The sequence below is a fragment of the Amycolatopsis sp. NPDC114503 genome (assembly GCF_055633655.1).
In genome coordinates, this window is record NZ_JBVKDT010000005.1 from 191,047 (window position 1) to 202,724 (window position 11,678).

Consider the following 11,678-nt stretch of genomic DNA (forward strand, 5'->3'; position numbering starts at 1 on the left):
TCCCGGCGGCGCGCATCCGAATTTCACGCCGCGAGCGACGGGAGTTTCGCGGCGGTGCCGGGATCGGCGGGCAAGCAGGCGAACAGCTTCCGGCCGGTGTCGTCCATGGTGGACAGCTTGACGTAGTCGAAGGCGAGCACCCCGGCCCGCGGATGGTCGAACACCCGCCGGTTCCCGGCGAACGGCGCGACGTCGTGGGCGGCCCACCACTCGCCGAACTCCGGGCTCGCCTCGCGCAGCGCCCGCACCAGCTCGGCCGCACGCGAATCCTCGGCCCGGTGGGCGGCGTCGGCACGGTACTGCGCGAGGAGATTCCGGGCCTGCCCCGGCCAGTCGACCAGCAGCGTGCGGATCCGCGGCACGGCGAACACCAGCCACAGCAGGTTCCGTTCGGCATCGGGCACCAGCGCCGGATCGCCGATCAACGCGGCCTCGGCGCGGTTCCACGCCACGAAGTCCCAATGCGCGTTGAGCACGTACGCCGGATTCGGGTCCAGTGCGTCGACCATGCCCTGCAGGGTCTGCGGAGCGGACTCCGGCACGCGGTCCGACGGTTCCTCGGCTAGGGCGAAGAGATGCTGCCGCTCCGTCTCGGAAAGCCGCAATTCCCGGGCAAGGCTTGCCAACACCTGTCGGCTGACAGTGATGTCCCGCGCCTGCTCGAGCCACGTGTACCAGGTGACGCTGACCCCGGCCAGCTGCGCGAGTTCCTCCCGGCGCAGCCCCGGCGCGCGCCGCCGCGGCCCGGCCGGAAGACCGACCTCGGCCGGAGTGAGCCGGTCGCGCCGCGAACGCAGGAAGTCCGCGAGAGCGCGTCGGCGTGCCGCGGATGACATGCGTTCCTCTCCGGTCCGGGTAGTGGTGATACCAGCATATTCGCCCGCTACCCCCGCGCCCGGCCCGCTGCCGACGATCAAGACATGCACACCGTTGTTCCCCGTACCCCGTGGCGCACGCTCTCGATCCTGCTCATCGGCGTCTTCATGGCTGTCCTGGACACGTTCATCGTGTTCGTCGCCGCACCCGCGATCCGAGCCGACCTCGGCGCCTCGCCCGCCGAACTCCAGTTGCTGCTCGCCGGCTACCAGCTCGCGTACGCCGTCGCGCTGATCACCTTCGCGCGGCTCGGCGATCTCCGCGGCCGCAAGCCGGTGTTCCTGGCCGGGCTGCTGCTGTTCACCGCCTCCTCGGCCGCGTGCGCCGCCGCGCCGGGAGCTGGTTGGCTGGTCGCCGCGCGGTTCGTGCAAGGACTCGGTGTCGCGGCGATGTTCCCGCAGGTGCTCGCGATGATCCACGTCGTGGTCCCCGGCCCGCGCCGGCCGCGCGCGTTCGCCGTGCTCGGCGCGGTCATCGGACTGTCCGGCGTCACCGGCCAGCTGCTGGGCGGGGTGCTGGTGACCGCGAATCTCTTCGGCAGTCCGTGGCGGCCGATCTTCTGGGTCAACGTCCCCGTCGGGCTGAGCGCCCTCGTTCTCGCCGCCCGGTTCCTGCCCCGGACCCCGCCGAACCGCACCGCCAGGCTGGACCTGCGCGGCACCGCGGTGCTGACCGTCGCCCTCACCCTGCTCGTCGTGCCGCTCATCACCGGACGGGAAGCGGGCTGGCCGCTGTGGTCCTGGTGCAGCCTCGCCGGAGGCACACTCGCGATGGCGGTTTTCGCCGCAGTCGAACGCCGGGTGCCCGCACCGCTGGTTCGCCCGGGATTGGCGCGGCAGCGGGAATTCAGCCTCGGCATGGGCCTCGTACTGCTCACCTACGCCGGGATCAACTCGTTCTTCCTCGTGCTTTCCCTTGCCCTGCAAGACGGTCTCGGCCTCAGCCCGCTCGGCGCCGCGCTGACGTACCTGCCCTTCGCCGCCGCCTTCCTCGCGATGAGCCTCCTCGGCGACCGCGTGCCCCGAGCGCCGCTGACCGGCGCGGCGACCGCCGGGGTCGGCTACGCCGTCCTGATCACGCTATCGGCCACTCTTGGCACCGGCTGGTCTTTTGTCCCCGCACTGGCGCTCATCGGCGCAGGTCAGGGCCTGCTCGTGCCGCCGCTGCTGAACCACGTCCTGGCCGCCGTCCCGCACGCAGACGCCGGGATGGCTTCCGGCGTGCTCGCGACCGGCCAGCAAATCGGCGGAGCACTGGGCGTCGCGGTGATCGGCGCGATTTACTACTCCGCGCTCGACGGGACGCCGCTGCACGCGCTCGCGCTCGCGTGCGGCGGAATTCTGGCTCTCACCGCCGGAGCAATAGTGGTTCTTCGGCTGCTGCCGTCGCGCCGATGAATGCTCGAACCCCCAGCACGATCGGGAGCGGAGTGCCGGTCTCAGCGAACCGGTCGAGAGTCAGACCGGCGTCGAGGAACCCGTTCAGCAGTTCGGGCAGCGGCCAGTGCGTGGCACCGACCTTGTCGCGAATTCCCTGATCAGTCCACGATTCCTTGGTCCAGTGCCCGTCGAGATAGCCAGGGCGGACGACCACCGCGGCCGGATCGCTGCGGTCGGCGAATCCTCCGCAGAAGCACGGATGGACACCGACGTGCACGAACACTCCGCCCGGCCGCAGCACTCTGGCCACCTCGCGCAACACGGCGAAGTACGCGGGCATGTCGGTGTGCACCAGCACCGAGACAACTGCGTCGACGCTGCGGTCCCGAACCGGCAACCGCGCGGCGTCGGCTTGCGCGATCGGCAGCCGCGCGCGGGCGTGCCACAGCATTCCGCCGGACAGGTCAACGCCGACCGGCGTCCAGCCCAGCTCCCGCACCGAGTCAGCGTGCACGCCAGTGCCGCAGCCAAGCTCCAGGCACACGCCGCTGCCCTCGCCGAGAAGAGCCCGCAACGCGTCGGCACCGGGGTTCACCGGCTGGGCGCGAAGAAACTCCTCCTCGTACCAATCCGCGATCTCGTCATAGGCCGCCACCGCTCCAGTGCACCACCGAACCGCGCCTGGCCGCCACCGATTACGCGTTAGGCGAAGAAACCTTGCGTGCACAGAGAATCGTGTCGTGCAATTCTCCGCCAGGAACCTTTCTGGTCCGGCTCTCGGCGACCGTGATCACCCACTGCTCGGCGTCCAGACCGATGTCGTGGACAGTGATCGTCGACTCCGGCGGATGCAACTCCCCATGGTGATGCCCCACCACCAGCAACGTCCCGCCCGGCGCGACCCATTCCGCCAACCGCTCGAACAGCGGGCCGGCAGCGTGCACGTAATGCGTGGCGACCAGCTCGAACTGTCCTTCCGGAGACCATTTCAGCAGGTCAGCACACACCCACTCGACCGCGCTCGACCGTTCCCGCGCGTGCCGCAGCACCTCCTCCGACAGGTCGACCGCCGTCACCTGCCAGCCGTTCTCGGCGAGCCAGACGGCCTCGTTGCCTTCCCCGCAGCCGGCGTCCAGCGCGCGTCCGGGCGGGAGTTTCCCCGCTTCCTCGACGAGCCTCGGATGCGGCCCAAGCCGCGCGTGCCCGGCGGCTCCGGCCCAGTGCTCGTCCCAATAGGACTGATCGAATGCATGCGGCACAAGGAGTTCCTTTCCTGCTTCCTTTTTCCAGCTTGCAAACCCTCCGGCAGGACTGGCAAGAAATCTTGCCAATCTGTCAAACTCGGAAGATGGACGACGACCAGGCATTGGACGCAGTCGGCCCGCGGCTGCGCGAGCTGCGCCGGAAACGGGAGGTCACGCTGGCCGAACTGGCCGCGCGGACCGGCATCGCTGCCAGCACGCTGTCGCGACTGGAGTCCGGCAACCGGCGGCCCACCCTGGAGCAACTGCTGCCGCTGGCCCGCGCGCACGGCGTGACGCTCGACGAACTCGTCGACGCCCCGCAGACCGGCGATCCGCGCATCCACCTCCGCCCGATCAGCTGCGCCGACGGCCTGACGATCCTGCCGTTGACGCGCCGCCCGGGCGGGATCCAGGCGTACAAATTCATCCAGCCCGGACAACGGAAACCGCAGGAACCCGATCCCAAAACACACGAGGGTTACGAGTGGACTTATGTCCTTAATGGACAGTTACGGCTGGTGCTCGGCGAGCACGACATGACGCTTTCGCCCGGCGAGGCAGCGGAATTCGACACCCGGGTGCCGCACTGGTTCGGCGCGGCTTCGGCGGAACCGGTCGAGTACCTGTGCCTGATCGGACGGCAGGGGCAGCGCGCGCACGTCCGGGCGGCGCCTAAGGCGTGACCGACGCGGGCAGCCCGAAAGCCGGGAAATGGTCCGCGCCGAGGAACGACGTGAGCTCGCAGATCAGGCCGCCGCGCAGGGTCAGGACGGTGATCGACCACGCCTCGTGCGGGAGAGCCGCCGAACCGCCGAGGTAGAACGCCACCGCGGGCTGGGCGTTCGCGCTGATCGGCCGGAACCGCCAGCTCGGGCAGCGCGTCATCGGGACCTGAACGGCGAACTCCACCACCGCGGCACGGCCGTGGTACCAGTGCGGCAACGGCGGCATCGACCAGGTGACGTCCTCGGTCAGCAGGCTCACCAGGCCCTCTACATCACCGCTGGTGAGGGCGGTTGCGAAGCCGGTCACCAGTTTCTGGAGGCGAGCGTCGCCGAGGGTGCGGAGCGTCTGCTGCTGAGTCCGGGCGGGGACGTGGGCCGAGATGGTCCGGCGGGCGCGGGCCAGGGCGGAGTTCACCGAGGTCACCGACGTTTCCATCATCGCGGCGATCTCGGCGGCGGAGAACCCGAGGACGTCGAACAGCAGCAGCGCCGCCCGCTGATTGCCCGGCAAATGGCGGCACGCGGCGACGAAAGCCAGCTCGATCGCCTCGCGTTGCTCGTAACTGGCCTCGGGGAAATCGGGGTACGGGCCCAGCCAGGCCACGTCGGTACGCGCAGCCTCGAACATCACCTGCTCGCTCGACGGGCCCAGGTCAACCGGCAGCGCGCGGCGGCCGCGTTGCTCGATGAGGTCCAGACAGGTGCGCGTGGCGACCGTGTACAGCCAGGTGCGCAGCGCACTGCGGCCCTCGAACCCGGGCAACCCACGCCACGCTCGCAGCAGCGCCTCCTGCACGGCGTCGTCGGCGTCGTGGATCGAGCCGAGCATCCGGTAACAGTGCGCACGCAGTTCCGCACGCAACGGGGCCACTTCTCGGGTGAACGCGGCTTCTGAAGAAAATTCCCCCACGACCGACGATTCTGCCGCATCCAGCCGGTCTCACCTGGCAACCGCTACCGAGGAGAACCGGAATGACCGCCACCTGGCCGCAGATCCACGCCGAACGCGCCGCGCTGGCCGACGACCTCGCCGACGCCCGATGGGACACGCCTTCGCTGTGCGAAGGGCTCTCCGTCCGGGAGGTGCTGGCCCACCTCACCGCGGGTGCGTCGCTCACGCCGTTGCGCTGGATGGCGGGCGTGCTCCGCTGCCGGTTCGACTTCGACAGGCAGGTCGCGATGCGCTTGGCCGAGCACCTCGGCGACAGCCCGGCCGACACGTTGGCCCGCTTCCGCCGCGTCGTCACGAGCACGACCAAACCGCCGCTGCCCGTCGTGGCGATGCTCAGCGAGACGGTCGTGCACGGCGAGGACATCCGCCGCCCGCTCGGCATCCGCTACGAGTATCCGCTCGACACTCTCACCACGGTGGCCCGCTACTACCTCGGTTCCGACCTCGTCGTGCTCGCCAAAGGGCGTGTCCAGGGCCTCCGTCTCGAGGCGACCGACAGTGACTTTTCCGGCGGCTCGGGACCCCTCGTGTCCGGCCCGACGCTCGCGCTGACCATGGCCATGACCGGCCGTTCCGCGTTCCTGGACGAGTTGGACGGCGACGGCGTCGAGGTACTGCGGCAGCGCTGACAGGCTTGCACTCCGCTGGCAAGAGTTCTATAACAGTAGAGACAGTTATAGAACTCTAAGGAGCTGCTCATGCGCACCCCACCCCAGGAAGGACGCTTCGGGGAGTACGGCGGGCGCTGGGTGCCGGAATCCCTGGTACCCGCCTGCTTCGAAGTCGCCGACGCGTTCGAGAAAGCCTGGGTCGACCCCGGCTTCCGCGAGCAGCTCCAGACGATGCTCGCCCGGCACGTCGGCCGGCCCACGCCGCTGACGCCCGCCGAGCGGTTGTCCGCCGAACTCGGCGTGCGCGTCGCGCTGAAGCGGGAAGACCTCACGCACACCGGATCGCACAAGATCAACAACGCGGTCGGCCAGGCGCTGCTCGCGCGGCGGATGGGCAAGCAGCGGCTGATCGCCGAGACCGGGGCCGGAATGCACGGCGTCGCGACGGCCACCGCGGGCGCGCTGCTCGACCTGCCGGTCACCGTGTTCATGGGCGAACAGGACGTCGAACGCCAGTCGCACAACGTGTTCCGCATGCGCTACCTCGGCGCGGAGGTGGTCCCGGTCCGCTCCGGAAGCCGCACGCTGAAGGACGCCACCAGCGAGGCGATGCGGCACTGGGTCAGTTCGACCGAGGAGGCGCACTACTGCCTCGGCTCCGTCGTCGGGCCGCATCCGTACCCGTGGATGGTGCGGGAATTCCAGCGCGTGATCGGCGAGGAAGCCCGCGAGCAGTACGCGGCGACCCCGGATTTCGTCGTCGCGTGCGTCGGCGGCGGATCCAACGCGGCGGGCACTTTCGCGGGATTCGCCGACACCAGCGCGCGGCTGGTCGGGGTGGAGGCAGTCGGCGGATCGGGCGCGACGTCCGGCCAGGCCGGGGTGCTGCACGGTTCGCGATCGCTGTTCCTGCAGGACGAGCACGGGCAGATCCTCGAAGCCCATTCGATCGCGGCCGGGCTGGACTACCCCGGCGTCGGGCCGGAGCACGCGCACCTGCGCGACCTCGGGCGGGCTCGGTACGTCGCGGTCAACGACGAAGCAGCGATCGCCGCGGCGGCGCAATTGGCTCGTACTGAAGGGATCATCCCGGCGCTCGAATCCGCGCACGCGCTCGCCTGGGTGGCCGAAGCCGCTGGTACACCGGATCTTCCGGCCGGCTCGACGGTCCTGCTCACCCTGTCCGGCCGCGGCGACAAGGACATCGCCACGCTCATCGCCCGTTCCGAGGAGGCGACCGCATGAAGACCGGCCGCAAAATCCTGATGCCGTACATCACCGGCGGAATCAATCCACAGTGGACGGAGTATCTTCCGGCGCTGGTCGAAGCCGGTGCGGACGCGATCGAAGTCGGCATCCCGTTCTCCGACCCGACTTTGGACGGTGTGACCATCCAGGAATCGTCGAATGTCGCCCTCGCCAACGGAACGACTCCGCAGAGTGTCCTCAACGCACTGCGCGAGACCACAGTGGACGTTCCGATCATCGTGAGCACCTATGCCAACTTGGCTGTCCGCAAAGGTTTCTGCGCACAGCTGAAAGAAGCCGGAGTGCAAGGTCTGATCGTGCCGGATCTCCCATTGGAAGAAGTGCCCGCGATCGAGGACGGGATCGAGTTGGCACTGCTGGTCTCCCCCGCGACGCCCACCGACCGCGCGCACGAGATCGCCGCCAGGAGCCAAGGTTTCGTCTACGCCGTCTCGTCCATGGGCACCACCGGCGAACGCGACCATCTCCCTGCCTCCGCGATCGACCTGGCCACCCGGCTGAAGGCCGTTACCGACCTGCCGGTCCTGGTCGGCTTCGGCATCTCCCAGCCGGCACACGCCACCGAGGCCGCGCGCGTGGCCGACGGCGTGATCGTGGGCGCGGCGATCATGCGGCGCGTGCTCGACGGCGCTGGTCCGGCGCGGGTCGGCGAGTACGTCGCGACCCTGCGAGCCGCGCTGGACTAGAATCCGCAGGTCAAGCCAGAACTGGACCAGAACGGACGCGCATGGCCCGATACCGAGCGATCGCCGCGGATCTCGCCGCGAAGATCCGTGCCGGGGAGTACGCGCCCGGCGAGGCCCTGCCGCCGCAGCGGGAGCTCAGCGCGTCCTACGGCGTCACGCTCATGACGCTCCGGCAAGCGCTGCGCGAACTCAGCGACGAAGCCCTGATCGTGCAACAACCCGGCCGCGGCACCTTCGTGGCGCCGACACCGGCCTCGTACCAGCTGGGTTCCTTGCGCAGCTTCACCGAGGACCTGCGCGATCAGGGTTACGTCGTGCGTACCGAAGTCGTCAGCCAGGCAGTACGGCGGCTGCCCGCTCGCATCGCGGCACGACTGCAGGCCCGCGCTACCGATTCCGGCCTGCGCCTTGAGCGGGTACGCGAGTTCGGCGGCCGCCGGGCGATCCATCAGGTGTCGTGGATCGCTCCCCCGCACGGAGAACGCTTGCGGGACACGGATTTCACCACAGTCTCGCTCTATACCGCACTGTCCGAACTGGACGTCGTGGTCGACCGGGCCGCCGAAACCATCCGCCCGGACGCCCTCGACGACAAACTCGCCCGCCTCCTCGACGAACCCGTCACCACTCCGGTGCTGGTCAGCGAGCGCACCACCAGCACCCCGGACGGCACGATCATCGTCATCGACCGCGCGACCATTCTCGGCAGCATGATGCACATCAGCACCGAACGCGCCGCCGACCGGCTGTCACTGCGCTGGGGCGCCGGAAGCTGAATCACGGTGTCCATGCGCCAAAACGGCCAGGTGCAACGAAAGCCGAGTGTCCGGATTAGACAGATCCGCCCCAAGCAACCGCTCCACCGTCGCCAACCGCGAATACGCCGCCGGACGACTCAAATTCACCGCCTTCGCGAACTCTGTCATCGAATAGCCCGCTTCGACAAACGCCCGCAACGTCGCGAACGCCCGGCTGGCCCGCGGTTCCGGCAACGTCAGCAACGGCCGCAACTGAGCCTCGGTGAACTCGTGCAACCGCGGATGTTCCCGCAACCACCACAACAATCCGCGCACGCCCAAGTCGCCAGCCCGCCGAAGTCCAGGCGCGCCAGGCGATTCGACATCCGCGACATGCACCGCCTCCTGCAGCGCCGCTGGTAATTCGCCAAGCCGGCGCACCGGCCCGGCCGCTCCGAAAGCCGCCGCCAGCCCAGCCGGAACACCGGCGACCACGCGCTCCAGCAACGCTTTCTCCGCAGCCGCCGAAGAACACGGGAATACCGCGGCCACCCGGCCCTCGGCCAGCACGCCGCCGATCCCGTCGCTGGTCAGCACGGCATCCAGCAACGCCAGCTCCTGCCCGGCGCGAGCCGGACGGCACACCAGTACCGCGTAGTACGCCGCCGAAGCCAGCCCTAACGCCCGAGCCCGCGCGCGGACCGAGCCCTCGTCCGCGCCATGCAGCAGATCCCGCAGCAAATCGCCCTGCGCCTCGATTTCCACCGACAGCGGCGAGCGTTCCAGCAGCTTCCCGACGGTCAGCGCCTCGGCCGCGCGTTCGAGCACCATCCACGCTGAGGGTTGCTCCGCCGACCTCGCGGGCACCACCAGCCGACCCCAGCGTTCGCGCGGCGGGCCGACCGGCGTGCACAGCCACCCCTCCGGACCGCCGGCCTCGGTCGCGGCGCGAAACGGGACTCGCCGGGACCGCGCCGGCCAATCACGCAGCAGCGATTCCGCCGAACCGACGCCGGCGAACGCGAGCGCTCGATGCGTCCGGTCCTCCAGCACGACCGGCAGCCCGATCAAGTCCGCCGCGTGCGCGAGGACCGCGTCCGGTGCCTGCGAAGCCGAACCGACCGTGCTGAACGCCTCGTGCGCGCGCTCGGCCAGCCGCAACCGTTCGTAATGCGCGTTGACGATCCGGGCGTGCACGATCTCGGTCACCTCGATGAAGCGGACCGTGCTGCGCAGCTCCACCAGCGGAAACCGGGCCGCCCGAGCGGCCTGCACCAACCCGCTGGGCAACGCCTTCGGCTGCTCCCACGGGTCCACGACCAGCCCGATCGCACCGGCGTCCCGCAGCGAACGCACGTACGCCACCGGGTCGAAGCCCGGCTCGGCGAACGCCCTCCCGATCGAGAGCACCAGAACGTCGCTGGTCAGCGTCCCGGCGACGTCGCTCAGCTCGCTCACGTGCACCGACCGCACCGGCACGTCGACCGCGTCCGCGGCCGAGCGCACGACCGGCGCCCCGGCGGCCATCACGGGCAGCTCGAGGACGTCTCGCAGGGTCAGGTCCACGACCGCAGCATAACCCGACGAAATGTAAAGCCAGCGGTCAACAATGTGACGATTCGTCGGTTACCCACGACCCGTCCGGGAGGGACCCTCAGAGGGCGAAGACCAGGAAGAAAGGTGGCTCGATGAGCGATTCCGTGCCGACGCTGTCCCAGTGGATCGCCGGCGGCGAGGCAGCAGGCGCGCCGGACGGCTACGGGGACGTCACGAACCCGGCGACCGGGAAGGTCACCGCGCGCGTACCGCTCGGTTCGGCCGCGGACGCCGAGGCCGCGATCGCCGCCGCGAAGGCCGCGTTCCCCGCGTGGCGCAAGACCTCGCTGGCCAAGCGCAGCCGGGTGCTGTTCCGGTTCCGCGAACTGCTCGACGCGCGATCGTCCGAACTCGCCGCGATCATCACCGCCGAACACGGCAAGGTGCTGTCCGACGCGGCGGGCGAGGTCGCGCGCGGCCTGGAGGTCGTCGAGTTCGCCTGCGGGATCCCGCAATTGCTCAAGGGCGCGGCGACGGCCAACGCGTCCACCGACATCGACGTCACGTCGCTGCGCGAACCGCTCGGCCCGGTCGCGATCATCTCGCCGTTCAACTTCCCCGCCATGGTCCCGATGTGGTTCTTCCCGATCGCGATCGCGGCCGGGAACACCGTCGTGCTGAAGCCGTCGGAGAAGGTGCCGACCGCCGCGAACTGGCTCGCCGAACTGTGGCGCGAAGCGGGTCTGCCCGAAGGCGTGTTCAACGTGTTGCACGGCAACAAAACCGCAGTCGACGCCCTCCTGCACAGCCCGGACATCGAAGCGGTCTCGTTCGTCGGCTCGACCCCGATCGCGCAGTACGTCTACGAGACCGGCACCGCGAACGGCAAGCGCGTCCAGGCGCTCGGCGGCGCGAAGAACCACATGGTGGTGCTGCCCGACGCCGACCTCGACCTGGTAGCCGACCAGGCAGTCAGCGCCGGTTTCGGATCCGCGGGCGAGCGCTGCATGGCGGTGTCGGTGGTGGTCGCGGTGGGCGACGTCGCCGACGCGCTGGTGCCGCGCATCGCCGACCGCGCGAAGACCCTGGTGACCGGCGACGGCACCCGCGGCTGCGACATGGGCCCGCTGGTCACCGAAGCGGCGAAGGACCGGGTGTCCGGCTACATCGCCGCCGGTGCCGAAGCAGGCGCGACGCTGGTGCTGGACGGCCGCGAGGGCGAGTTCGACGCGGACGGCAACGGATTCTTCGTCGGCCCCACGGTGTTCGACAACGTCCGCCCGGACATGCCGATCTACACCGACGAGATCTTCGGCCCGGTGCTTTCGGTGGTGCGAGTGGAGACGTTCGCCGACGCGATCGAGCTGATCAACGCCGGTCCGTACGGCAACGGCGCGGCGATCTTCACCAACGACGGCGGCGCAGCCCGCCGGTTCTCCGCCGACGTCGAGGCGGGCATGGTCGGCGTGAACGTCCCGGTGCCGGTCCCGGTGGCCTACCACTCGTTCGGCGGCCGGAAGAACTCGCTGTTCGGCGACACCCACGCGCACGGCGGCGAGGGCGTGCACTTCTTCACCCGCGCCAAGGTCGTCACCACCCGCTGGCCGGGCCCCGAGCAGGGCGGCCTCGACCTCGGTTTCCCGCAGAACGTCTGAGAGGGATC

The 11,678-nt window shown here is 69.7% G+C and carries 12 protein-coding genes; 7 read left to right on the top strand and 5 right to left on the bottom strand.

Going from position 1 to position 11,678, the window contains the following annotated elements:
- Window positions 1-23: 23 nt before the first annotated feature.
- Window positions 24-836 carry a helix-turn-helix transcriptional regulator gene (locus ACZ7OI_RS22645; protein ID WP_470266173.1) on the bottom strand — a complete coding sequence of 271 codons (813 nt, stop codon included), beginning with the start codon at window positions 834-836 and terminating at the stop codon, window positions 24-26.
- Between the two features lie 84 nt (window positions 837-920).
- Between ACZ7OI_RS22645 and ACZ7OI_RS22650 the strand changes: the two genes are divergently transcribed.
- Window positions 921-2,273 (top strand): MFS transporter, encoded by a 1,353-nt coding sequence (locus ACZ7OI_RS22650; RefSeq protein WP_470266174.1) that lies wholly within the window; start codon window positions 921-923, stop codon window positions 2,271-2,273.
- Here the strand turns inward: ACZ7OI_RS22650 and ACZ7OI_RS22655 are convergent.
- Together ACZ7OI_RS22655 and ACZ7OI_RS22660 are read right to left on the bottom strand one after the other, a co-directional pair.
- Window positions 2,224-2,910, bottom strand: a complete 687-nt coding sequence (locus ACZ7OI_RS22655; RefSeq protein ID WP_470266175.1) for a class I SAM-dependent methyltransferase — start codon at window positions 2,908-2,910, stop codon at window positions 2,224-2,226. The two genes, ACZ7OI_RS22650 and ACZ7OI_RS22655, sit on opposite strands and share 50 nt — an antisense overlap.
- A 40-nt stretch (window positions 2,911-2,950) precedes the next feature.
- Window positions 2,951-3,514 (bottom strand): class I SAM-dependent methyltransferase, encoded by a 564-nt coding sequence (locus ACZ7OI_RS22660; protein ID WP_470266176.1) that lies wholly within the window; start codon window positions 3,512-3,514, stop codon window positions 2,951-2,953.
- An 89-nt stretch (window positions 3,515-3,603) separates the two neighbouring features.
- Between ACZ7OI_RS22660 and ACZ7OI_RS22665 the strand changes: the two genes are divergently transcribed.
- Window positions 3,604-4,182: an XRE family transcriptional regulator gene (locus tag ACZ7OI_RS22665; RefSeq protein ID WP_470266177.1), complete on the top strand. Its 579-nt coding sequence runs from the start codon at window positions 3,604-3,606 to the stop codon at window positions 4,180-4,182.
- On the opposite strand, the gene ACZ7OI_RS22670 is transcribed toward ACZ7OI_RS22665, so the two are convergent.
- Window positions 4,172-5,134 (bottom strand): sigma-70 family RNA polymerase sigma factor, encoded by a 963-nt coding sequence (locus ACZ7OI_RS22670; protein WP_470266178.1) that lies wholly within the window; start codon window positions 5,132-5,134, stop codon window positions 4,172-4,174. The genes ACZ7OI_RS22665 and ACZ7OI_RS22670 overlap by 11 nt on opposite strands.
- A gap of 62 nt (window positions 5,135-5,196) precedes the next feature.
- Here ACZ7OI_RS22670 and ACZ7OI_RS22675 point away from each other — a divergent pair, with 62 nt between their 5' ends.
- The 4 genes from ACZ7OI_RS22675 (at window position 5,197) to ACZ7OI_RS22690 (ending at window position 8,518) form a co-directional block, all read left to right on the top strand.
- Window positions 5,197-5,805, top strand: coding sequence for a maleylpyruvate isomerase family mycothiol-dependent enzyme (locus ACZ7OI_RS22675; RefSeq protein WP_470266179.1), 609 nt, complete (start codon window positions 5,197-5,199; stop codon window positions 5,803-5,805).
- 69 nt (window positions 5,806-5,874) lie between these two features.
- Window positions 5,875-7,032: a tryptophan synthase subunit beta gene (trpB, locus tag ACZ7OI_RS22680; protein ID WP_470266180.1), complete on the top strand. Its 1,158-nt coding sequence runs from the start codon at window positions 5,875-5,877 to the stop codon at window positions 7,030-7,032.
- Complete coding sequence (gene trpA / locus ACZ7OI_RS22685; RefSeq protein ID WP_470266181.1) at window positions 7,029-7,742, top strand: tryptophan synthase subunit alpha; 714 nt, start codon at window positions 7,029-7,031, stop codon at window positions 7,740-7,742. The genes trpB and trpA overlap by 4 nt, the downstream gene beginning before the upstream one ends.
- A 41-nt stretch (window positions 7,743-7,783) precedes the next feature.
- Window positions 7,784-8,518 (top strand): GntR family transcriptional regulator, encoded by a 735-nt coding sequence (locus ACZ7OI_RS22690; protein WP_470266182.1) that lies wholly within the window; start codon window positions 7,784-7,786, stop codon window positions 8,516-8,518.
- Here the strand turns inward: ACZ7OI_RS22690 and ACZ7OI_RS22695 are convergent.
- Window positions 8,492-10,045 (bottom strand): PucR family transcriptional regulator, encoded by a 1,554-nt coding sequence (locus tag ACZ7OI_RS22695; protein ID WP_470266183.1) that lies wholly within the window; start codon window positions 10,043-10,045, stop codon window positions 8,492-8,494. The genes ACZ7OI_RS22690 and ACZ7OI_RS22695 overlap by 27 nt on opposite strands.
- Window positions 10,046-10,167: 122 nt before the next feature.
- Here ACZ7OI_RS22695 and ACZ7OI_RS22700 point away from each other — a divergent pair, with 122 nt between their 5' ends.
- Window positions 10,168-11,670, top strand: coding sequence for a CoA-acylating methylmalonate-semialdehyde dehydrogenase (locus tag ACZ7OI_RS22700; RefSeq protein WP_470266184.1), 1,503 nt, complete (start codon window positions 10,168-10,170; stop codon window positions 11,668-11,670).
- Window positions 11,671-11,678: the final 8 nt, after the last annotated feature.